Annotated in this window: 19 protein-coding genes and 4 pseudogenes; 12 read left to right on the forward strand and 11 right to left on the reverse strand. The window is 60.7% G+C overall.

The annotated features are described in order from the left end of the window. Positions 1–24: 24 nt before the first annotated feature. The 3 genes from AACY42_RS22305 to AACY42_RS22315 form a co-directional block, all read right to left on the reverse strand. Positions 25–1,731 carry a ShlB/FhaC/HecB family hemolysin secretion/activation protein gene (locus AACY42_RS22305; RefSeq protein WP_339482347.1) on the reverse strand — a complete coding sequence of 569 codons (1,707 nt, stop codon included), beginning with the start codon at positions 1,729–1,731 and terminating at the stop codon, positions 25–27. A 187-nt stretch (positions 1,732–1,918) separates the two neighbouring features. Then, on the reverse strand, positions 1,919–2,818 hold the full coding sequence (locus AACY42_RS22310; protein WP_339482348.1) for a proline iminopeptidase-family hydrolase: 900 nt from the start codon (positions 2,816–2,818) through the stop codon (positions 1,919–1,921). 90 nt (positions 2,819–2,908) lie between these two features. Beyond that, positions 2,909–3,670, reverse strand: a complete 762-nt coding sequence (locus AACY42_RS22315) for a LuxR family transcriptional regulator (protein WP_339482350.1) — start codon at positions 3,668–3,670, stop codon at positions 2,909–2,911. 164 nt (positions 3,671–3,834) lie between these two features. Here AACY42_RS22315 and AACY42_RS22320 point away from each other — a divergent pair, with 164 nt between their 5' ends. Genes AACY42_RS22320 through AACY42_RS22345 form a run of 6 tightly spaced genes read left to right on the forward strand, consistent with a single transcriptional unit; the run spans position 3,835 to position 10,021 of the window. Further along, positions 3,835–4,722, forward strand: coding sequence for a proline iminopeptidase-family hydrolase (locus AACY42_RS22320; RefSeq protein WP_339482351.1), 888 nt, complete (start codon positions 3,835–3,837; stop codon positions 4,720–4,722). A 3-nt stretch (positions 4,723–4,725) separates the two neighbouring features. Next, positions 4,726–5,673, forward strand: coding sequence for an ABC transporter permease (locus tag AACY42_RS22325; protein ID WP_339482353.1), 948 nt, complete (start codon positions 4,726–4,728; stop codon positions 5,671–5,673). Continuing rightward, entirely contained in the window at positions 5,670–6,527 is an 858-nt protein-coding gene (locus tag AACY42_RS22330; RefSeq protein WP_339482354.1) for an ABC transporter permease, read from the forward strand. The genes AACY42_RS22325 and AACY42_RS22330 overlap by 4 nt, the downstream gene beginning before the upstream one ends. Next, complete coding sequence (locus AACY42_RS22335) at positions 6,524–7,510, forward strand: ABC transporter ATP-binding protein (RefSeq protein WP_339482355.1); 987 nt, start codon at positions 6,524–6,526, stop codon at positions 7,508–7,510. Before AACY42_RS22330 ends, AACY42_RS22335 begins: the two co-directional genes overlap by 4 nt. Continuing rightward, a complete protein-coding gene (locus AACY42_RS22340; protein ID WP_339482356.1) occupies positions 7,507–8,478 on the forward strand; it encodes an ABC transporter ATP-binding protein in 972 nt (323 codons plus the stop codon). The genes AACY42_RS22335 and AACY42_RS22340 overlap by 4 nt, the downstream gene beginning before the upstream one ends. A gap of 28 nt (positions 8,479–8,506) precedes the next feature. Then, the gene (locus AACY42_RS22345; protein ID WP_339482358.1) at positions 8,507–10,021 is read left to right on the forward strand and encodes an ABC transporter substrate-binding protein; all 1,515 of its coding nucleotides are present in this window, start codon (positions 8,507–8,509) and stop codon (positions 10,019–10,021) included. 49 nt (positions 10,022–10,070) lie between these two features. On the opposite strand, the gene AACY42_RS22350 is transcribed toward AACY42_RS22345, so the two are convergent. Beyond that, the gene (locus AACY42_RS22350) at positions 10,071–10,661 is read right to left on the reverse strand and encodes a hypothetical protein (protein WP_339482360.1); all 591 of its coding nucleotides are present in this window, start codon (positions 10,659–10,661) and stop codon (positions 10,071–10,073) included. A 367-nt stretch (positions 10,662–11,028) separates the two neighbouring features. Between AACY42_RS22350 and katG the strand changes: the two genes are divergently transcribed. Further along, positions 11,029–13,293 carry a catalase/peroxidase HPI gene (gene katG, locus AACY42_RS22355; protein ID WP_339482361.1) on the forward strand — a complete coding sequence of 755 codons (2,265 nt, stop codon included), beginning with the start codon at positions 11,029–11,031 and terminating at the stop codon, positions 13,291–13,293. 152 nt (positions 13,294–13,445) lie between these two features. On the opposite strand, the pseudogene AACY42_RS22360 reads toward katG, so the two are convergent. Continuing rightward, positions 13,446–14,116 (reverse strand): annotated as a pseudogene (locus AACY42_RS22360) (phosphatase PAP2 family protein). A gap of 404 nt (positions 14,117–14,520) precedes the next feature. On the opposite strand from AACY42_RS22360, the pseudogene AACY42_RS28790 reads away from it, so the two are divergent. Both AACY42_RS28790 and AACY42_RS28795 read left to right on the forward strand, forming a co-directional pair. Continuing rightward, positions 14,521–15,399 (forward strand): annotated as a pseudogene (locus tag AACY42_RS28790) (methyl-accepting chemotaxis protein); the annotation flags it as partial. A 201-nt stretch (positions 15,400–15,600) separates the two neighbouring features. Beyond that, positions 15,601–16,305, forward strand: a complete 705-nt coding sequence (locus tag AACY42_RS28795) for a methyl-accepting chemotaxis protein (protein WP_445261756.1) — start codon at positions 15,601–15,603, stop codon at positions 16,303–16,305. A 250-nt stretch (positions 16,306–16,555) separates the two neighbouring features. On the opposite strand, the gene AACY42_RS22370 is transcribed toward AACY42_RS28795, so the two are convergent. Then, a complete protein-coding gene (locus AACY42_RS22370; RefSeq protein ID WP_003197565.1) occupies positions 16,556–16,924 on the reverse strand; it encodes a glyoxalase superfamily protein in 369 nt (122 codons plus the stop codon). A 135-nt stretch (positions 16,925–17,059) separates the two neighbouring features. Further along, positions 17,060–17,286, reverse strand: a pseudogene (locus AACY42_RS22375) (D-aminoacylase); the annotation flags it as partial. 215 nt (positions 17,287–17,501) lie between these two features. On the opposite strand from AACY42_RS22375, the gene AACY42_RS22380 reads away from it, so the two are divergent. Next, complete coding sequence (locus tag AACY42_RS22380) at positions 17,502–18,947, forward strand: SulP family inorganic anion transporter (protein ID WP_339482363.1); 1,446 nt, start codon at positions 17,502–17,504, stop codon at positions 18,945–18,947. 164 nt (positions 18,948–19,111) lie between these two features. On the opposite strand, the gene AACY42_RS22385 is transcribed toward AACY42_RS22380, so the two are convergent. After that, positions 19,112–20,023, reverse strand: a complete 912-nt coding sequence (locus tag AACY42_RS22385) for a LysR family transcriptional regulator (RefSeq protein ID WP_339482364.1) — start codon at positions 20,021–20,023, stop codon at positions 19,112–19,114. Positions 20,024–20,156: 133 nt separating this feature from the next. Then, the gene (locus AACY42_RS22390) at positions 20,157–20,747 is read right to left on the reverse strand and encodes an NAD(P)H-dependent oxidoreductase (RefSeq protein WP_339482365.1); all 591 of its coding nucleotides are present in this window, start codon (positions 20,745–20,747) and stop codon (positions 20,157–20,159) included. 201 nt (positions 20,748–20,948) lie between these two features. On the opposite strand from AACY42_RS22390, the gene AACY42_RS22395 reads away from it, so the two are divergent. Continuing rightward, positions 20,949–21,263, forward strand: a complete 315-nt coding sequence (locus AACY42_RS22395) for a putative quinol monooxygenase (protein WP_253471452.1) — start codon at positions 20,949–20,951, stop codon at positions 21,261–21,263. Here AACY42_RS22395 and AACY42_RS22400 read toward each other — a convergent pair. After that, positions 21,256–21,402 (reverse strand): annotated as a pseudogene (locus AACY42_RS22400) (sulfite exporter TauE/SafE family protein); the annotation flags it as partial. The gene AACY42_RS22395 and the pseudogene AACY42_RS22400 overlap by 8 nt on opposite strands. Before the next feature lie 96 nt (positions 21,403–21,498). Here AACY42_RS22400 and AACY42_RS22405 point away from each other — a divergent pair. Next, a complete protein-coding gene (locus AACY42_RS22405) occupies positions 21,499–21,843 on the forward strand; it encodes a cupin domain-containing protein (protein ID WP_339482367.1) in 345 nt (114 codons plus the stop codon). 145 nt (positions 21,844–21,988) lie between these two features. Here the strand turns inward: AACY42_RS22405 and mmsB are convergent, their stop codons facing one another. Next, positions 21,989–22,876, reverse strand: coding sequence for a 3-hydroxyisobutyrate dehydrogenase (gene mmsB / locus AACY42_RS22410; protein ID WP_339482369.1), 888 nt, complete (start codon positions 22,874–22,876; stop codon positions 21,989–21,991).

Consider the following 22,876-nt stretch of genomic DNA (forward strand, 5'->3'; position numbering starts at 1 on the left):
GATCAGGTCTCGTTGCAGCAGAAATTAGATGGATACATCCACGCGGAAGTAGATCGGCGCTTCGCGCTCGGTCAGGGCATCCGGACGTTCCAGGGAGTGGGCGAAGGTGACGCTGGCGCTCAGGTGCTCACCGCGGGCGAACAACTCCAGCGAGTTGCTCGACATGCGCCCGTGCTGGTCACCGTTGTAGCGATTACCGCTAATCACGCCCTGGTCGTAACCGAGGCTGGTGCCGTACTCGGCGAACACCGGGCGCAGCCATTCCACGGCCACCGGACGGCTCCAACGCAAGTCGTTGCGCCAGTAGCCGCCGCTGTCGCCGGACAATGTCTGGTCCTTGTAGCCACGAATCGACGACAGGCCGCCCAGGCTCATGCGCTGCGGGCTGAACAACGCATCCTCGCTGCGCTGGCCGGTCATCAGGCTGCTGAAACTGAAGGACTCGCCGCCCAGTTCAAAGGGTTGCAGGTAGCTGAGGGTGGCGGTGTATTTGCGATAGCGCGCATCCGGCAGCCCGGGGCCAGGGTCGTCATCGCCCTGGGCATCGAGGGCGCCGATGCCCTCTTGCATGCCCAGGTCGAGGTTGACGAAGGCATTGCCCACTCGCCGTCCATGGTTGATGCCGAACTGCGCCTCGCTGATGCGATTGCTGCTCTCGGCGAGTTTGCTGTCTTCGATGAAGTTGTTGGTACGCAAGTACGCCAGGCCAGTATTGAGGGAGGTCTTGCTCACCGCGTCGCGATGGACCACACGCTCCAGGCGCACCTGATGGTTCTGGCTGTCGCCGCTCTGCTTGAAATTGAAGCCGTTGGCCTGGCCCACGGCGCGGTACTCGCTTTGGCTGTAGGTGTAGCTCAGGTTCCACCAGCCAAACGGCAGGTTGTAATAGAGCATGCCGTTGCGCGAGGTTTTCTGGTGATCGCTGACGGCATCGTGGCCGCCGCGCAAGGCCAGTTGGTCAGCCAGGCCCAGGGGACTGTCCCAGTCCAGGGAGGCGCCCCATTGCTGCTCGCCAGTGCTTTTTTGGCCGTCGTTATGCCGTGACAGGCCGGCGCGCCAAGGTTTTTGCGGGGTGTTATTGACCCGCACTTCACTGCCGCCGATGTTCTGTCCCGGCGTCAGTTCCATTTGTGCACGGTTGGACGGCAAACGGTTCAGTTGATCGACCATCTGCTCGATCTCACGCAGGTTGAGCAGATCGCCGGTCTTGCCGGGAAACGCCATCGTCAACTCGCGATCCGACAGCTTGCTGTTCTCGGCACCTTTCAAGCCTTCCAGGCGGCCCTCGACGACCAGCACTTGCAGGTGGCCGCTGGACAGGTCCTGTTGGGGCAAGTAGGCGCGACTGGTGACCAGGCCTTTGTCGAGATAATGGTCAGTAATGACTTTGAGCAGCTCGTTGAGCTGCGGCACGCCCAGGCATTGGCCGATGTAAGGCTTGAGCAGGCGTTCGCGCGCCACATCGGACAAAGCATCGGCGCCCTTGAGCTCGATGGTCTTGATCGGGAAGCAACGGGTATCGACAGGTGCCGTCGGCTGGGTCGGCTTCGCTTCCTTGCCGGGCAGGTCCTTGAGCTCTTCAAGGCGTCGGCGCTGCTCTTGGAGCAGGCGATCCTGACGTTCACGGATCAGGTCCGTGTCACCGGGGGTTGGTGCGGCGACGGCACTGCTCATCGCCAGAAAACACAGCGAAGCAACGACTAGCCTCGTCCCTAAGGCAAATACGGACATGTTCAATCCCTCGATACAGAAATGACAGCAGGCTTGCGAGCAGGTGTGCATAGCAATGCGCGCACACCAGACCCTGCATATCGTTTTCGGTTCAAGAGAGCGGAAACTTTCTACGTAAAAAAGAGACGCGTCTCACAAGACGCGTCGAAAAACACAACAAAAACGACGATTCAGATTGCGCAGACGCCTACAAACACCCATCCAGGAAACTCACCACCGTTCCCATACAAGCCATCCGCTCCTCGATATGGGGCATATGGCTGGAGTGTTCGAACAACGCCCAGCGAATGTCGGGAACATGATCCACATAGGGTTTGACCACCAACGGCGTCGCTTCATCGTATCGGCCTGAAATCAGCAGTGTCGGCACCTTGATCCGAGGCAAGCGATCGGTGATGGACCAGTCCTTCATGCTGCCGATCACATGGAATTCGGTGGGGCCATTCATGGCGTGATAAACAGTAGGATCAGCATCGATCTGGGCAAAGGTACGGGCGACGTCATCGGGCCAGGGCGTGACACGACAGACATGACGGTCGTAGAAAACCCGAGCGGCCTCAAAATACTCGGTAGACGTCAAGGTCCCCGCCCGCTCGTGCTTGAGCAGTGTTTGCTGCACCTCAATGGGTAGAAGCTGGCGCAAGCGATTGACTTCAAGGAGCCAGGTGGACATGTCCGCCGGGGAGTTGGCGATAATCAACGCGCGCAAGCCCGCGGGCTGGAGCACCGCATGCTCGCTGGCCAACATGCCGCCCCAGGATTGCCCCAACAGTGCATAGTTGTCGCCAATGCCCAGATGATCCAGCAGGTTCGCCAACTCATCAAGAAAGAGCGCCACGTTCCAGAACGAGGGGTCTTTTTCCGGAAGATGGGTGGAACGCCCATTGCCCAGTTGGTCGTAATGAATCACCGGATAGCCACTGTTGGCAATATCCTTGAAGGCATCGACATAATCGTGTGTGCAGCCCGGGCCGCCGTGCAGGACCAGCAGCGGCGTACGGCCACTACTGAAATCGCCAGTGATGCGATACCAGGTCTGATACGAACCAAAAGGCGCAAAGCCTTCGTGTGTTAGGGGAAGATCCATTTCGTTCCGCTCTCTAGAAATCCTGCGGCACACGATACCGGGGACTGGCCGGCGGAATAACTAGAGAAACAGATAGGTTTTTGCCCGATTTCAGCTATCGAGCAACCGATAATGCACCGCCCTGACCACGGCCTGGACCCGATTTTTGGCGCCAAGCTTGTGCATTGCAGACGTCAGGTGGAGGGTGATGGTGGCCAAGGAACGATTCAGTTGCCTGGCGATGTCCCCCGCCGTCAACCCTTCAGCGGCTAATCTCAAGCACTCACGCTCGCGTTTGGTCAGGCGAACCGGGCATGCGCGGGCTTCCTTGCCGAGCAGCGGAAAAGCCGCCTCTTGCAGGGCATGGGAAATCAAGCTGAAGTCGCCCAGCGTTTGCCGGATATCCGGCAGGGAGCTCCCCTTCGTATCGGCGCGCAGCCCGGTCAATGTCGCAAAGCCGCCTTTGGGCAAATGCATCGGCACCGTCACGCCACAGGTCATGCGCGAATCCTGCAGATAGCTCACGACCGGTGCATGACACTGGCCGATGAACGACTGCAGCACCGTGTCGGCCTCCGGTCGATAGGACCAGACAAAAGGGGAAATGGTATTGATTGCCAGATGCTGGACAGGGTCGATCTGGTAATAACCTTCTTCACACCAGAGCGAGTGCCAATCACGGGGGGTATTGCGCAACTTCAGCACAGCCGGGGTGATCAGCGCCCCTTCATGATCCAGCGGCACCGGACTGTAGTCGTACACCAACGCTTCAAAGCCTAACGCCTGGACCATCCCCAAGGCGTTATCCATCTGTTCGTCCAGGCTCCTGCCAGATAAAAGACGAGTATTGAAGTCAGACAGCTTGGCCTGCATCCATTCAGCTCCCTTATTAATTTCAATCCTGAAATCGTGCAAGTAGAATGCCATGCCTGGGCGAGGGAATGCCAGATCAAACCTATAAGAATTGCTAGCTTATGGGCGCGTAGTTTCCTCGGTAAGGTTTAGCCAACGAGCGGCACCCGAGCAGGAGAGCAATGATGTGGCGTGAGATCGAGCCAGACCAGCGGTACGACGTGGAAGTCGATGGTCATCACCTGGTGGCCTATGGCTTTGGCGACGGCGACGAGGTGCTGTTGTGCCTCAATGGCGGCCCGGGATTGCCTTGCGATTATCTGCGTGACAGCCATGGCTGGCTCAAGGAAAAGGGCTTGCGGGTCATCGCCTTCGATCAATTGGGTACCGGTGCCTCGGCCAGGCCTACTGACGAATCCCTGTGGGACATCACCCGCTATGTGGCGGAGGTCGAGACCGTCCGCCAAGCCCTCGACCTGGGCAAAGTGCACCTGCTAGGGCACTCCTGGGGTGGCTGGCTGGCGATCGAGTACGCCATTCATCACCCCCAAGCGCTGAAAACCCTGATTCTGGAAAATACCGCCGGCGATATCCCCCACCTGTCCCTGGAGCTCGAGCGTCTGCGGGCTGCCCTGGGCAGTGAGACCGTCGCGATGATGCAGCGCCATGAAGCCTTGGGCACCCTGGATCATCCGCAATACCAGGCGGCCATCACCCTGCTCAACTATCGCCATGTCTGCCGTCTGGACGAGTGGCCAGCACCGGTGACACGTTCCCTGGGTGACTGGAACATGGGGCCCTACATGACCATGCAGGGCCCCAACGAATTTCTCTATACCGGTAATCTCAAGGACTGGAATCGCATCGAGCAGATGGCCGGCTTCGAAATGCCTGTGCTGATCACCACCGGTCAACATGATGAACTGACGCCCGCCTGTGCTATGCGCATGAAAATGGCGCTCAAGGATGTACAACTGAATGTGTTCCCCAACAGCAGCCACATGCCGTTCTACGAAGAGCCCCACGCCTACTTCCCAGTCCTGCTGGATTTTCTGCGCCGCCATCGGAACTAGCCCATGAACCTGGCGCGCTACCGTTTCATACTGTCGCGCCCGCTACAGCTATTGCCGGTGCTGTTTGGCATCAGCATGATCACCTTTGTGCTCGTGCGCTCAATCCCCGGGGACCCCGCCCGGGCGCTGCTGGGCTCGCGCAGCACACCGGAGGCGCTGATCCGGATTCGTGCCCAGTACGGTCTCGACCAGCCGTTGTGGATGCAGTACTTCTACTTTCTCAAGAACCTGCTCAAAGGCGATCTCGGCCAATCGCTGCTCTACAAAGTCGATGCCTTGAAGCTGATCAGTACCCGCATTGAGCCAACCCTGTTCCTGGTGCTCGGCAGCGTACTGCTGGCGCTGCTGATTGCCGTGCCGCTGGCAACGGTGGCGGCGCGCAACAAGGGCGGCTGGCAGGATCACCTGATTCGCCTGTTCACCACCGCAGGGCTCGGCATGCCGGCGTTTTGGCTGGGCATCATGTTGATCCTGCTGTTCAGTGTGCAGTTGGGGCTATTTCCGGTCTCAGGCTATGGACGTACAGCCTGGGACAAACTGCATCACATGGTTTTGCCGTGCCTGACCATTGCCTTGGCCCTCTGCGCCGTTCTGGTGCGCAATCTGCGCGCCAACATGCTCATGGAGCTACACGCCGATCATGCCACCGCTGCACGGGCCCGGGGCTTGTCCGAGCGGGCGATATTTCGGCGGCATGTGCTGCCCAACTCCCTGGTGCCGGCGGTCAACCTGCTGGCGGTGAACATCGGCTGGTTGATCAGCGGCACGGTGGTCATCGAAAGTCTGTTTGCCATTCCCGGCATCGGCCAATTGCTGGTACGCGGTATCTTTACCCGCGACTACATGGTGGTCCAAGGCGTGGCCATGGTGCTGGCCCTCGCCACCGTCACGGTCAATTTCCTCGCCGATGTGCTGACCGTGATGATCGACCCGCGGGTGAACATGCGATGAGCGGCCAGACCCTCAGTCCCGCCTGGCGCCTGGCGCTGCGTTTGGGCTTGCGCAACGCTCGCCTGACCACCGTGCTGGGCCTGGCGATTCTGTTTGGCTGGCTGTTGCTCGCACTCTTCGCACCCTGGGTCGCACCCTTCGATCCGATTGCCCAGAACACCGATATCCGCCTGCTGGGGCCGAGCCTGGCCCATCCGTTCGGTACGGACAATTTCGGCCGCGACGTTCTTTCCCGAGTGATCTGGGGCGCGCGCATCGACTTGCAGATTTCCGTGATCGGGGTGATTTTCCCGTTCTTGATCGGCACTTGCGTCGGCGCCTTGGCCGGCTATATCGGTGGCCGGTTCGACACGATCTGCATGCGCCTGATCGATATTATTCTGGCCTTCCCTTTCCTGGTGCTGATGTTGGCAATCATGGCCATCCTCGGCCCCGGCCTGAGCAGCTTTTATATTGCGATGGCCCTGGTGGGTTGGGTGTCCTATGCACGGCTGATCCGCTCGCAGATTCTGGTACTCAAGGAGAGCGATTTCGCCTTGGCGGCGAAAAGCCTGGGCTTTGGTCATGGACGCATTCTGTTTCGGCACCTGTTGCCCAATGCCATGTTCGGCTCGATCGTGTTTTCCATGTCCGACGCGGTGCTGGTACTGCTCAATGGGGCGGCGGTCAGCTACCTCGGCCTGGGGGTTCAGCCACCCACCGCCGAGTGGGGCACGATGGTCGCCGAGGGCCAGAGTTTTATCACCAATGCCTGGTGGATCTGCACCTTCCCGGGACTGGCGATCGTCACCCTGGCCATGGGCTTCAGTCTGTTGGCCGACGGTGTCGCCGAGCACCTCGGAGAGCGTCCATGAGCACACCGGTGTTGCACGTCGAGGACCTCAGCGTGATCGCCGGCCACGGTGAGCGCGAAGTCACGCTGGTGGATCGTGTGTCATTTGACCTGGCCGAAGGCGAAATCCTCGGTCTGGTGGGTGAAAGCGGCTCAGGCAAGACGATGGCCTGTCGGGCCTTGATGCGCTTGCTACCCTCTTCGAACCTACGGGTCCAGGGCAAGGCCGTGCGCCTTGCCGGTGAGGACCTGCTGCCGCTGGATGAAGCCGACATGCGGCGCATACGGGGTCGGCGGCTGGGGATGATTTTTCAGAATCCTGGCAGTCATCTTGACCCGCTGATGCGTATCGGCGAACAGATCGGCGAGGGCATACGCCTGCATCAGGGGGCGTCCAAACGTGAAGCACGGGCCAAGGCCATTGATGTGTTACGCCAGGTGGGCATTCCCGATCCGCTAAGGCGGGTCGACAGTTACCCCCATGAGTTTTCCGGTGGCATGCGTCAACGCGCCATGATTGCCGTGGCATTGGGTTGCAACCCCCAGGTGCTGATCGCCGATGAGCCGACCACTGCCCTGGATGTCACCGTACAGGCACAGATCCTGCGCCTGCTCCTGGATTTGCGCGATCAACGTGGGCTGTCAATCATCATGATCACCCACGACCTGGGGGTCGTCGCCCAGACCTGTGATTCCATCGCGGTAATGTACGCCGGTCGGCTCTGCGAGCACGGCAACAAGCTAGATCTGCTGGCTCACCCACGACATCCCTATACGGCGGCCCTGATCGACTGCCAACCGGCTACCAGCGCCGGCCATGCCATGCTCAAAACCATCGCCGGCCAGCCTCCTCTGCTGGATGCGCTGCCCACCGGTTGCCGCTTCAATCCACGCTGCCTTCAGCAGGGCAGCCAGTGCACGCAGCTGTTGCCACAGATGCAAGTCACGGCACAGGCACACCGGGTGGCCTGCCATTACCCGCTGCCTGTGGGAGCTTCGTCATGACCCTGTTGCACGTGAAGGATCTACAGGTGCGCTTCGCCGCCCCTGGCAGTGGTCCGTTCGGGATCAACAGGCAATGGGTCAAAGCCGTCAACGGTGTGTCGCTGAGCCTGGCCACCGGGGAGGTGCTTGGGCTGGTGGGTGAGTCGGGCAGTGGCAAGAGCACCCTGGGTCGGGCCATCTTGCGCCTCAATGAGGTCAGCGCCGGACAAATCCTGTTCGATGGCGTGGATATGGCGCAAGGCAAGCGGATCGACATCGAGCGACTGCGCCACGAAACCGCGATGATTTTCCAGGATCCTTATACCGCCCTCAATCCGCGAATGAGCATTGGCGATACCCTGGCTGAAGTGCTGCGCGTGCGATGTGCGACCCCAGCATCGCTGATTCGCCATCGGGTCGATGAGTTGCTGACCCTGGTCGGCCTGCGGCCGCAGCTGGCCAACCGCAAGCCGGGCTCGTTGAGTGGCGGTCAATGCCAACGCGTGGGGATCGCTCGGGCACTGGCCATCGAGCCACGGTTGATCATTGCCGATGAATGCGTGGCCGCGCTGGACGTTTCCATCCAGGGACAGATCATCAACCTGCTGCTGGAACTGCGCCAGCGCATGAACCTGGCGATTCTGTTCATTGCCCACGACCTGGCGATCGTTCGACGGCTATGTGATCGGGTCGCCGTGATGTACCTCGGCGAGATCGTCGAGCAAGGCCCCACGGAGGCCGTGTTCAGCAGCCCGCGGCATCCCTATACCGTCGCGCTGATCGAGTCCATTCCACACATCGACCCGACTCGACCATTGCTGGGCGCCCCCCTGCCTGGCGAGCCGCCCAGCCCCCTGAATCTTCCATCCGGCTGCGCTTTTCACCCGCGCTGCCGGCATGCACAACCCATCTGCGCGAAAGCGCCGCCCCCCATCCGTGACATCAATGGACATCGTTATAGCTGTGTGCTCGGAGAGCCATTGCTCTAAAAAACATTCATCAATAGGGAGTTTGACCATGCGATCGAAACATTTGAAGTTGCTGACCGCCGCGACGTTGACCGTTTGCACACTGGCGGCAGGTGTCGCCCAGGCAGCAGGCGTGCTGACCATCGGTTGCCGTGAAGAAAGTACGACGTTCGACCCGATCAAAAGCGCTCAGAACCGCGACAACTGGGTGTTCTCCAATGTTTACGACGTATTGGTGCGCGTCGACAACACCGGCACCAAGCTGGTACCGGGGCTGGCCGAAAGCTGGCAGGTTTCCGACGATGGCCTGACCTATACCTTCAAACTGCGCTCGGCCAAGTTCTCCGACGGTTCACCGATTACCGCCAGCGATGCAGCGTTCAGTCTGTTGCGCATTCGCGACAACAAAGGGTCGCTGTGGAGCGACTCCTACAAGATTATCGACAAGGCCCAAGCACCCGACCCGCAGACACTGGTGGTAACACTCACAAGCCCTTCAGTGCCCTTCCTCGCGCAGCTGGCGTTGCCCAACGTCTCCATCCTGTCGCAAAAGGCCATGGAAAAAATGGGTGAGGATGCCTATGCCCAGGACCCCGTCGCCTCTGGCGCCTTTATCGTCAAGGAGTGGCTACGCGGTGATCGCGTGGTGCTGGAGAAGAACCCCCACTTCTGGCAGGCCGACACGGTCAGCCTGGATGGCGTGGAATGGATCTCCATCCCGGATGACAATACGCGGATGTTGAAGGTACAGGCCGGCGAACTGGATTCGGCGATCTTCGTGCCCTTCTCGCGCGTCGAAACCCTGAAGAAAGATCCCAACCTGGTCGTACACATGGACCCCTCCACCCGTGAGGATCATCTGCTGATCAACCATGAGCACGGACTGCTGGGCAAGCCTGAAGTACGTCAGGCGCTGGACCTTGCGATCAACAAAAAATCGCTGGTCGATACCGTGACGTTCGGCCATGGTCAGGTGGCGTATTCCTACATTCCTAAAGGCGCGCTTTATCACAATGCCGATAACCTGCAACGCCCGTATGACCCGGAAAAAGCCAAGAAAATGCTGGCGGATGCAGGCGCGTCAGGCCTGAAGCTCAACTATGTGGTCAATGCAGGCAATGAAGCTGACGAACAGATCGCCGTGCTGGTCCAGCAACAGCTCGCCGCAGTTGGCGTGACAGCCACCTTGCAGAAAGTCGATCCGACCCAGAGCTGGCAGATGCTGATCGACGGCGATTACGATCTGTCCGTGATGTACTGGACCAACGACATCCTCGACCCGGACCAAAAGACCACCTTCGTGCTGGGACACGACACCAACATGAACTACATGACCCGCTACAAGAACGACAAGGTCAAGGATCTGGTCGCGGCCGCACGGGTAGAAGCGGACCCGACCAAGCGCAAGCAGATGTACACCGACCTCCAGGCGATCGCCAAGCAGGACGTCAACTGGATCGATCTCTACTACAGCCCGTACATCAATATTTCTCGCAAGAACATCGAGCACTTCCAACAAAACCCACTGGGGCGCTTCTCTCTTGAGGAAACGGTGAAGCGCTAGCAAGTAATGGCTTTGAGCCGAGTCGGATAAGGCCAGTGGCAAGCCTTGATCACAGGTCGAGGCTTGCCACTTGATGACCAAGCAACATCGGCTGCTCCCCGGTCATCTCGCACAGCAGCGCCGTGACGGCATTCCCCTCAACCGTACCGTGCGTTTGCACAAAGGCCGCCACGGCGCTGACAGCTGGCCAGTAACGGTGCACCAGGCAACTGCAACGGGCGATGGCCAGGGATTGGGCATCAATCAGCTTGCGCGGTGGTAACAGGCTGATCAATTCGTGCCCGCGGTCCAGGTCACCGCGGCCGCTGCCCCTGATCAACTGGTCGGACCGGCGGTGCCGGTAGATCGCTTCGGCCACTGGCCCCGCGAAGCAATGGAGCAGGTCCCGCTCAATGGCATCGACCATCGAGGGCAGGTATTCAGCGATCCCCGGGGCGTCGAAGGCCGGGTGCGAGACAAGGTAGTCAGCTTCGACCAACCCTTCTGCGTATTGCGGGTTACCGCGCAGGTCGAACAGAGGCCCCGCGCGGGCTTCAGCCTTGGTACGCACGGTGATGCGTTTTATCGGTTGACCGTTCCACCAAAAGGCCAGGGCATGACCCGCTTCGTGGAAGGCCGTGCTGCGCGGGCATTTGTTCATTATTGGGTCCGTCACGGCAGGCGCTGTTCATATCATCTGTCTCTGCGCCGGGCCCCGATAAAAGATTATCCCTATCGACCGTTAACACTGCGCCTATTAGCTATCTGGCAACGGGAGACTAGCCTGAATTCAGGCTGGTGCAATCTGGCCCGTGAAACCTGACAAAGAGATACGAAGCGTTCAGAAACGTATTGGGCTTGCCGTGGGCCACCGCACGGGTAACTCGTCTCGCGCGTTACCGTGTGGCCGCACACGATCACTTGAGCGAACGGTAAGCCCTGCGCCCTGCGTCATTTATTTCGCCTGTCGCTATTCGGAGCCCGACTGGGCTGGATAGCTGGATGAATACGACCAAAGGTAGCTTCTCATGGCAAACGAATCGAAATGTCCGTTCAATCACGCCGCTGGCGGTGGCACGACGAACCGCGACTGGTGGCCGAACCAGCTGAATCTGAAGATCCTGCATCAACACTCCTCGCTGTCCGATCCCATGGGCGAGGATTTCAACTATGCCGAAGCGTTCAAGCGCCTGGACTTCCAGTCCCTGAAACAAGACCTGAATGCACTGATGACCGACTCGCAAGACTGGTGGCCGGCGGATTTCGGCCACTATGGGCCGCTCTTTATTCGCATGGCCTGGCACAGTGCAGGCACCTACCGCACTGGTGACGGGCGCGGTGGGGCCGGTTCCGGCCAGCAGCGATTTGCACCGCTCAACAGCTGGCCAGACAACGTCAGCCTCGACAAGGCGCGTCGGCTGCTGTGGCCGATCAAGCAAAAGTATGGTCGCAATATCTCCTGGGCCGACCTGATCGTCCTCACCGGCAACGTCGCGCTGGAGTCCATGGGCTTCAAGACCTTCGGTTTTTCCGGAGGCCGCGCCGATGTCTGGGAGCCGGATGAAGACGTCTACTGGGGTTGCGAAAACACATGGCTGGGGGGCGATGTTCGCTACGCCAAGCCCGACAAAGCCGCCATGCAAGACCCCGGCGAAGGCCAATTGGTGGCCGAGCCAGGCAACGAAGAAAGCCGCACCGACGAGGGACGCAACCTGGAGAACCCGCTGGCCGCCGTGCAGATGGGGCTGATCTACGTCAACCCGGAAGGCCCCGAGGGCCAACCAGACCCGGTCGCCGCCGGGGTGGACATCCGCGAAACCTTCGCCCGCATGGCCATGAACGATGAAGAAACCGTGGCATTGATTGCCGGCGGCCACGCCTTCGGCAAGACCCACGGCGCCGGGCCTGCGGACAACGTCGGCGCCGAGCCCGAGGCTGCTGGCCTGGAACTGCAAGGCCTGGGCTGGAAAAGCACCTTCGGCACCGGTAAAGGCGCCGACACCATCACCAGCGGCCTGGAAGTCACCTGGACCACCACGCCCACCCGCTGGAGCAATAACTACCTGGAGAACCTGTTCGGCTTCGAGTGGGAACTGACCAAGAGCCCGGCAGGCGCACACCAATGGACGCCGAAAAACGGTGCCGGCGCAGGCATCATCCCCGATGCCCACGACCCGTCCAAACGGCGTAACCCCACGATGCTGACCACCGACCTGGCGCTGCGCTTCGACCCGATCTACGAAAAAATCTCCCGGCGCTTCCTGGCCAACCCCGACCAGTTGTCCGACGCCTTTGCCCGCGCCTGGTTCAAGCTGATCCACCGCGACATGGGCCCGCTCTCACGCTACCTCGGCCCGGAACTGCCCAGCGAAGAACTGCTGTGGCAGGACCCTATCCCGGCGGTCGACCATCCGCTGGTCAACGACAGCGACATCGCCACCCTCAAAGGCAAGCTACTGGCCTCGGGTCTGTCGGTTTCACAGCTTGTGTCTACGGCATGGGCCGCGGCTTCCACCTTCCGTGGCTCCGACAAACGCGGCGGCGCCAACGGTGGCCGCCTGCGCCTGGCCCCGCAGAAAGATTGGCCGGCCAACCAGCCCGAACAACTGGCCAAGGTGCTGGCGACCCTCGAAGGGGTCCGGAATGAGTTCAACGCCGCCCAATCCGGCGGCAAGAAAATCTCCCTGGCAGACCTGATCGTGCTGGCCGGCAGCGCCGGTATTGAACAAGCCGCGAAAAATGCCGGGCTCAGCGTGACGGTACCGTTCGCGCCGGGACGCATGGACGCGAATCAGGAGCAGACGGACGTCGAGTCGTTCGGTTTTCTCGAACCCATCGCCGATGGCTTTCGCAACTACCTCAAGGGCCGGTACCGCGTGTCTGCCGAGGCGTTGCTGATCGACAAGGCCCAACTGCTGACCCTCAGCGCCCCGCAAATGACGGCATTGATCGGCGGTCTGCGGGTGCTGGACACCAACGTCGGCCACACGGCGCACGGTGTCTTTACCCAACGGCCCGGGACGTTGACCAACGACTTTTTCGTCAACCTGCTCGACATGGGCGTGGAGTGGAAAGCCCTTTCCGACACCCAGGAAACCTTCGAGGCCCGAGACCGCAAGAGCGGCCAGGTCAAATGGACCGGCACCCGTGTCGACCTGGTCTTCGGCTCCAATGCTCAGCTACGGGCCTTGGCCGAAGTCTATGCCAGCCCGGATGCGCAGGGGCAGTTCGTCAAGGACTTCATCGCGGCGTGGGTCAAGGTGATGAACCTGGATCGGTTTGATCTCAGGTGAGCAGCGTCCGAGGACATGAGGTCTGGCAAGGAAGCGACCTCATGAACTTTTCTTCACCCCACGCCCCCGCGTGATTGGGTACAGTCGCCTCGCTCATTCAAGAAACTAAGGTTTTAGCCCGCACTCCCAGCGGGCTTTTTTTTGCCTGGCATTCAGGCTGACGCGTTGCCCGACGCAGGCAAGACAGCCGCCGCCGTCACTCGCGCTGATTTCAACACAGGTTGCTCCAAGGCCGTGCGCCCATAAAACAGCAACGCCATCAGCCAACAACTCAACCAGACGAAAATCCCCGCCCAGAACGTGTGGGACACGTAATTTTCAGCAGATCGAAATTCTGGAACCATTCCTTGTGCTCGATCTTGCCGGCGTATTGGGTGGTTTCCACCGGGCAGTACACGCTGGTGTGGCCCTTGAGGTAATGGACCACCCCGGTGCGGAGGAAAAAGGCGAAGACCACATAGAGAAAATCGCGCCGATGTTTGTGGGCAAAACGCAACGGCGCGGCGAACCGGATTTTCTCCAACAGGCGCAGTAACCCCAGGCACTTTTTCGGCTTGAAGATCGGCCAGACAAACGACAACAGCACACAGATAGTGGCCGCCTCACCGGTCCAGTTCGGAATGATCCTGGCCCACTTATGGGTGATTTTCTCGAACAGCCGCACGTGCTCCAACGGAAAGACCTGGTGCAGCGGGTCGTAGAGTAAATTGCTGAAGGCGATGTCGATGCGAGTCATGTCGAACAGCAAGAACACCACCACGGCGTTTTGGTAACGGGCAAAGCGGCGCGTATCGATCGAGCGCCTCAGGCCGAAAAGGCTCAGTCTCCGTTCCACATCAAGCCGCCCCAACGGCATCCACCCAGTCATTCGATGGCGCGACAGTAGAGAAACCGACGTGGGCGGGCGGTGAAACAGAAGTGAAAAAAGCTTGGGGTGCGAGCAACGCTTGCTCACACAGATACCCGGAAAAAAACTTACAGATCTTGAACCCACCGCCGATACAGCCCTGTTACATGCTCTGCTGGCTCTTAACAACAACAATCTTCCAGCGTACCGACGATCAAGCAGCACAACGTTCCTGGAGGAATTTGATGAACAGCTGGTTTGGCAACATTAGCGTCAACATGAAATTGGGCCTGGGCTTTGGTCTGGTGCTGGTATTGACTTGCCTACTGGCCCTGACCAGTTGGACCAGCCTGGACGGGCTGATCAAACGCAGCAACTGGATGAGCGACATCACCCAGCTCAACGCCGGCCTGACCAAACTTCGGGTCACGCGCCTGCAATACATGCTGACCAACGGTAACGAGACCGCCGCCCAAAACGTGCAGACCACCCTCGATGGTTTCGTGGCACAACAGAACGCCCTGCTCAGCAGCTTAAAGAGCCCGGAAAACGTCAAGTTGCTCAAGGAGCAGAGCGCAGTCATCAGCGCCTACCAGGTGTCCCTGAACAAAATGCGCAGCGCCTACCGCACGGGCAACACCGCCCGCGATGCCATGGGGACGGACGCAGAGATCGCCTACAAGCTGATTGAGACCCTGGATTCGGACGTGCGGAAAATGGGCCCCGGCGATGAGCGTTTCGCCCAGTTCCAGGCCATCACCCAGGCCAAGCAGGACTTCATGCTGGCCCGCTATGAAGTGCGCGGCTACACGACCAACAGCAACGCCGACACCGAACGCAAAGCCGCCGCCCAACTGGACGCCGCCATCGCGTCGCTCAAGCCGCTGAACGAGCATTTCTCCAGCACCCGTCAGGATGAACTGCGCCAACTGGAAAACGCCCTAGCCCAATACCGCAGCGCCGTGCAGGCCTTCAAGCTGGCCACCGCCGACGCGGTACAGGCGCGCAAGGAAATGACCGACCAGGGCGCGTCAATCGTGACGTTGAGCGAACAGCTGTACCACATCCAACTCGAGCGCCGCGACGCCGAAAGTGCCCAGGCCCGCACCCTGCAACTGGTCAGCACCCTGCTGGCGTTGCTGGTTGGGGTCATTGCAGCCGTGATCATCACTCGCCAGATCACCGGCCCGCTGCGCGACACCCTGGCCGTGGTCGAGCGGATCGCCAGCGGCGACCTCTCGCACACGGTCATCGTCACCCGTCGCGATGAACTGGGCGTGCTGCAACAAGGCATCGCGCGCATGGGCGTGACCCTGCGCGACCTGATCAGCGGCATCCGCGATGGCGTGACCCAGATCGCCAGCGCCGCCGAAGAACTGTCCGCCGTGACCGAGCAGACCAGCGCCGGGGTCAACAGCCAGAAAGTCGAGACCGATCAGGTCGCGACCGCCATGCACGAAATGACCGCCACGGTCCAGGAAGTGGCCCGCAACGCCGAAGAGGCCTCCCGGGCCGCAGCCGCCGCTGATGGCGAAGCCCGTGCCGGCGATCAGGTGGTCAGCGAAGCCATCGTCCAGATCGAACGCCTGGCCAGCGAGGTGGGGCGTTCCACCGACGCCATGACCGTGCTGCAACAGGAAAGCGACAAGATCGGCAGCGTCATGGATGTGATCAAGGCCGTGGCCGAGCAGACCAACCTGCTGGCGCTCAACGCGGCGATCGAAGCGGCACGCGCCGGTGAAGCCGGGCGTGGTTTTGCCGTGGTGGCCGACGAAGTCCGTGGCCTGGCCCAGCGCACGCAGAAATCCACCGAAGAAATCGAAGGCCTGGTGGCCGGCCTGCAGAACGGCACCCAACAAGTGGCGGCCGTGATGAACAACAGCCGCAGCCTCACCGACAGCAGCGTGGCCCTGACCCGCAAAGCCGGCGCGTCACTGGAAAACATCACCCGCACGGTGTCGAACATCCAGTCGATGAACCAGCAAATCGCCGCTGCCGCGGAGCAGCAAAGCACCGTGGCCGAGGAGATCAGCCGCAGCATCATCAACGTGCGCGACGTGTCCGAACAGACCGCCGCCGCCAGCGAGGAGACCGCAGCGTCCAGTGTTGAGTTGGCGCGGTTGGGTAATCAGTTGCAGATGATGGTCAGCCACTTCCGCGTCTAACGCCCTACGCACTGTGGGAGCGGGCTTGCTCGCTCCCACAGGACGCTCATAAACGCAGCCCACGAATCGCTCTTTCGTACAAATCTCCCACCCCCTGCCCTACCGCCGTTCTCTGCACGCGCCTGTACGGTTTTCGCTTGAACAAGCACATCCCGTCAGCACTCTAGTGTCGGGCTCCTGCAATCAATGAAATCATTGATTGCCGCTAACAAGCCTTACGTCATCAGGACTCGGGGAGTTGCCAGACGGTTCACACGTTAATCGCATTGGTAAACACCAACCGATTTCCAAACGGATCACTGATAGCCATGTCCTGGCTACCCCAGGGCATGGCCTGGATCTGTGGGTGGGCGTAGCGGTATTGCTTGGCCAGCAATTGCTGTTGGAACGCTTCCAATTCATCGGTCTCGATCCGCAACGCCGAGCCTGGCGTACAATCGCCATGGTGCTCGGACAGGTGCAGCACGCAGTCGCCGCGGGAGACTTGCAGGTACAGCGGGAAGTCGTCACCGAAGCGATGTTGCCAGTCGACGGTAAAGCCCAGGAAGTCGACATAAAACGCCAACGCCTTGGCTTCATCGAATATCCGCAGGATCGGGGTGGTTTTACCGAAGCTCATGGGTTGCTCCCTGGCTGAAAAGACCCAGTGTAGATGGGTTGACCCACAATGCTTCGGCTTTAAGCCCGGCTTCTTTAGTTCCCAAGTGCCATTATTGTGGCGCCAATTCACGTTATTTCGGCCACTTGCACACCATCAAACGCCGTCTGATGGGCTGAATTCCTGGCCCAGATCGCCTTCGCGAGCCAGGAACCGCCCTTCCCTGCGTCCATTCGCTTGGCCGTCGCAATAAACTCAGGACACCATTGACCCACACCCCGTCGATGCCTTCGCGGCGCGTTGAAGTCGGCCACGTCGCGAATCGTCTGTGGATTGAACAACACCAGGTCCGCCCAATCGCCTTCACGAATTTCTCCCCGTTGCATGTCGCTGACGGACATCGCAACGCAACAATCATGAAAATCCAGCACTGAACGTTCATACCCCTGAGGCGAGCACGCCTGCTCCCGCAGGACCGTTAGCAGCCCCCTGGCCGCCCAATGACTGGCCGTGCAGCCCTCAATTCAGTACCATCGCCCCCTGTTTTTGCACCACTCCCCGGCAGCCGACTCTCCACCGGCGCCCAGTCAGGTAAATCATGAAATCAGCACGTCTTCGCGCCGACGTCCTCGCCGGCCTCACCACCTCTTTCGCCTTGCTCCCCGAGTGCATAGCCTTTGCCCTGGTGGCCCACCTCAACCCGCTGATGGGGCTCTACGGCGCCTTTATCATCTGCACACTGACCGCGCTGTTCGGCGGCCGGCCAGGCATGGTGTCGGGTGCGGCGGGGTCGATGGCCGTGGTCATCATCGCGCTGGTGGTGCAGCACGGCGTGCAATACCTGTTGGCCACTGTGCTGCTGGGCGGGCTGATCATGACGGCGTTCGGGCTGCTGCGGTTGGGCAAGCTGGTGCGCATGGTCCCGCACCCGGTGATGCTCGGCTTCGTCAACGGCCTGGCGATTGTCATTGCGCTGGCCCAACTGGAGCATTTCAAGCAGGGTGAGACCTGGCTCAGCGGCACCCCGCTGTATCTGATGGCCGGCCTGGTCGCGCTGACCATGGCCATCGTCTACCTGCTGCCACGCCTGACCCGCAGCGTGCCGCCGGCCCTGGTGGCGATCCTCGGCATCGGCCTGGGGGTCTATTTGCTCGGCCTGCCCACCCGCACGCTGGGCGACATGGCCCATATCGCCGGCGGCTTACCCACCCTCGCCTGGCCCGACCTTCCCTGGAACCTGGAGACCCTGCAGATCGTCGCGCCCTACGCGGTGATCATGGCGATGGTCGGTTTGCTGGAAACCCTGCTGACCCTGAACCTGACGGATGAAATCACCCAGAGCCGCGGTTATCCGGACCGTGAATGCGTGGCGCTGGGCGCAGCCAACATCGCCTCCGGACTGTTCGGCGGCATGGGGGGGTGCGCCATGATCGGTCAGACGGTGATCAACCTCAGCTCGGGTGGACGCGGACGGTTATCAGGCGTGGTGGCCGGGGTGATGGTGTTGCTGTTCGTATTGTTCCTGTCGCCGTTGATCGAGCGCATCCCGCTGGCTGCACTGGTGGGCGTGATGTTCGTGGTTGCACAGCAGACCTTCGCCTGGGCCTCGCTACGGGTGATCAACAAGGTGCCGAAGAATGATGTGTTGGTGATCATCGCGGTGACCGTCATTACCGTGTTCACCGACCTGGCGGTGGCCGTGCTCTGCGGTATCGTCATCGCGGCGCTCAACTTCGCCTGGCAACAGGCCCGGGAGCTGTACGCCGACGCGCACCAGGAAGCCGACGGCAGCAAACTCTATCGCTTGCACGGCACGCTGTTCTTCGCCTCGACGACGCCGTTCCTCAACCAGTTCGACCCGGCCAACGACCCGGCCCAGGTCACCCTGGACTGCCGACATCTGAGCTTCGTCGACTACTCGGCCATTGCCGCACTCAAGACCCTGCGCGAACGCTACAGCAAAGCCGGTAAGCACCTGCGTGTGTTCCACCTGTCCGAGCGTTGCAAGCAAATGCTCAAGCGCGCGGGCGAGCACCACGACTGAAGCAACACCCAACAAAAACCTGTGGGAGCTTGCTCGCGATAGTGCTGGATCAGCCAACTTCAATATCGACTGACCCGGCGCCATCGCGAGCAGGCTCGCTGCCACAGGGGCAGGTGGTGGACTGAGATACTGCGATCACTCGCTCCCATAGGGGAAAGGGGTTATCAGCCCTTGAATTCCCGCGAGGCGTATCCGGCGAGCTTGCCTTGGATGAAGTCCAGGAAGCACTGGATCCGCAAGGCCAGTTGCGAGTTGCGGTAGTACACGGCATTGATCGGCTGGCGATATCCGCTGTTGGCCTCGGCCAGCAGCACTTTCAGCCGACCGGCACGGATGTCTTCGCGGGTCATGAAGTCCGACAGGCAGGCAATGCCCTGCCCTTGCAGTGCCAGGTGGCGCACGGTTTCGCCGCTGGACGCACTGATGGCCGGCTGGATCGGCCAACGATCACCGTGTACGTGGCGCAGTGGCCACTGGTTGAGGCCCTCGTTCTGGGCAAACCCCAACAGCGCATGACCTGCCAGCTCGGCGACGCTTGACGGCGTGCCGTGCTGCTTCAGATAAGCGGGGCTGGCCAGTATGTGCAACGGGCTGCAGCCCAGGGCGCGGGCGTGGAGGGTCGAGTCGGTGAGGGTGCCGATGCGGATGGCGATGTCGGTGCTTTGCTCCAGCAGGTCGATGATCAGGTCGTTGCTGTTGAGTTCGAGCTGGATATCCGGGTAGAGCCGGCGGAACTCTTCGATGTGCGGGACGATGGCATGCAGCATGAACGGTGAGGCCGCGTTGATCCGCAAGCGGCCTGCTGGGTTCTTCTGGCGGGATGACAGCCGCTCTTCCAGCTCATCCATCTGGTCGAGGATGCCTTTGGCCTGCTTGAAGAAATACTTGCCCTCCTCAGTCAGGTCCATGCGCCGCGTGGTGCGGTTGATCAGCGTGGTGTCGAGCTTGGCCTCCAGCCGCGACAACGTGCGGCTGACCGCCGACGGCGTCTGTCCGACCTGCTCGGCGGCGGCGGAGATGGATCCGCACTCGATCACGCAGACGAAAATCTGCAATTCGTCGGATCTGGCTTTCACGTATCCCCCTGTCGACTGATCTCTCTTGTGGCAAGGGGATTTATCCTCGCTAGGTGGGAGCAAAGCTTGCTCCCACCGTGCAGGTTCACCCGCCCGCCACAGGATAGTATCGGGATGCGCAGCAAAAGAAAGGTCACGCCTTCAAACCGAACACCTCAACCAAATGCTGCTCATACCGCGCCACATCTTCTTCGATGTTCGGGCGCTTCATCACGTCCACGCACAGGAAGGTCGGCAGGCCGCTCATGCCGAGGAACTGGTTGGCCTTGTGGAACGGGAAGTACACCGCGTCCACGCCCTTGGCCTCGAAGAAGTCGGTCGGGTCGTCGAAGGCTTGCCGCGGGGCGTTCCAAGTCAGGGACAACATGTACTGCTTGCCCTGGATCAGACCACCACTGCCGTATTTCTGCGCGGCATCGGAACGGGTCCGGCCGTCGCTGGCGTAAAGGCTGCCGTGGCCTTCGGTGAAGACTTCGTCGATGTATTTCTTCACGGTCCAGGGGGCACCCATCCACCAACCCGGCATCTGGTAAATGATCACGTCGGCCCAAAGGAACTTGGCGACTTCTTCCTTGATGTCGTAGCCACCGTCGATGAAGGTGGTTTTCACATCAAAACCGCCGCGGTCCAACACGCTGACCGCCGTGTCGTGGAGGGTGGCGTTGTAGCGACCGGCGGAGTGAGCGAATTGTTTGCCGCCATTGAGCAACAGGACTTTTTTCATGGGGAGCCTCATCGGGTTCCACGGCGTGGACCGTCAAAGGGCCGCTGCATGGAAAGGTTGAAAATGATGGCGGCACAATAGCGACGGACTTCACAGGGAATAAGCAGTGCAACGGCAAAACTGATTTGACCTACACGCACGAATGAACGACTGATTATTGCCTTAAACTCCGAGACCTCTTTTATCTCAGGAGCCACCTCGATGAGCGAACTGCACGGTTTCATCCTGCACGCCAAGACCCGTCCGGAAAAAGCCGAAGCTTTCGAAGCGCTATTCCGCGCCTACGTCGAGCCAAGCCGTGCCGAGCCTGGATGCATCGAATACCACATGCTGCGGGACCAGCAGGATCCGACGCTGTTCATCTTCTATGAGATCTGGGCCTCCCAGGCGCACCTGGAGGTGCACTCGAACCTGCCGCACATGCAGCAGTTCTTCGAGCAACGCATGGATTATCTGGAGCGTGACTTCGAAATCCGCCGCGTCGACATGCTCAGCCCGTCCTCGGCTAGCCGCTGATCAGCAGATGGTCGCCGAGCACGCCCAGACCGGTGCCAATGAAAATCACCAGCAACCGCGGCCACAGGTGCCAGATCAGGGCTTGCAGATGACCGCCAAACACCCATTGCCAGACGTTGGTCAGGGTCGCCGGGATGATGCGCGTTTCTGGATAGCTCGGTGTCGACCACAGACATCTACCCGCTCATGCCGCGCGTTAGGGTGCCCGTTCCCTTCTGCCCCTTTCGGAGCTCACATGACCGCACCCATCACCGTCCTGCGCGACACCCATCCGCTGCCCGTACTCGACGCCTGCAAATGGGAAAAACTCGAAGGCGACCCGCACACCGTCAACCTCAACGCCTACACCAGCGAAGACGGCAGCAAGATCATGGGCACCTGGATCTGCACACCTGGCAAATGGTATGTGGAATATGTGAAGTGGGAGTACTGCCATTTCCAGGAAGGCTACTGCATCATCACCCCGGAAGGCATGGAGCCGATCCATCTGCGCGCCGGTGATATCTTCGTCGTCGAGCCAGGCATGAAAGGCACTTGGGAAGTGGTCGAGACCGTGCGCAAATATTTCGTCTTTGCCTGAAACAAAAAACCGAGGGACCACCCGACGTGGTCTCTCGGAAAACAACGTTCTGTACCACCTCTATGGCGAGGAAAGTATCTGTAGGGGGCCTTGCTCCCGTAGAAAAAGCTCCCCTGCCATAGAAGCTCACTTGATATCGCCGCGTTTATTGCGGCTTACGATAGCTGTTCACAATCGCCGAAAAGTCCTTGCCACCCTCGCCCCGTTGGCTCATCGCCTGGTACAACTGCTGCGCCACCGCCCCCAGCACCACCGGCTGATGGGCCTGCCGCGCGGCTTCGGTCGCTAGGCCCAGGTCCTTGAGCATCAGGTCGGCGCCAAAGCCGCCCGTGTAGCCACGGGACGCCGGTGCCGTTTCGATCACGCCCGGCCATGGGTTGTAGGTGTCCGAACTCCAGCAACGGCCCGTTGAACTGTTGATGATGCCGGCCAACACCTGGGTGTCGATCCCCAAGGCATCGCCCAACGCCATGGCTTCGCTGACGCCGACCATGGAAATCCCCAGCAGCAGGTTGTTGCAGATCTTGGCGATCTGCCCGGTGCCGACTTCGCCACAGTGCACGATATTACGGCCCATTTGCGCCAGCACCGGTTGCAAGGTGGCGAACAACTCAGCCGTGGCGCCGACCATGAAGGTCAACGTGCCCGCCGCCGCACCGCCGGTGCCACCCGAGACCGGCGCATCGGCCATTGCCACCCCCTGTTTCGCCGCGGCAGCCGCCACGTCGCGGGCGGTTTGTGGATCGATGGTGCTGCAATCCACCGCCGGTGTGCCGGCAGCGATGCCGGCCAGCACGCCGTCGTCACCCAGCCAGACACTGCGCACATGGGCGGCGGCCGGCAGCATGGTAATCACCAGCGCAGCGCCCTGGGCCGCGTCGCGAGGCGAAGCGCTGATAGTGCCGCCCAACGCCGCCAGTTCAGCCAGCACCGTCTGGTTCAGGTCGAACAGGTTCAGCGAATGGCCAGCCTTGAGCAGGTTGCGCGCCATGGGGGCGCCCATGTTGCCCAGGCCGATAAATGCGATGTTCAT

This window comes from Pseudomonas sp. RL_5y_Pfl2_73, assembly GCF_963970515.1.
Lineage (GTDB): Bacteria > Pseudomonadota > Gammaproteobacteria > Pseudomonadales > Pseudomonadaceae > Aquipseudomonas.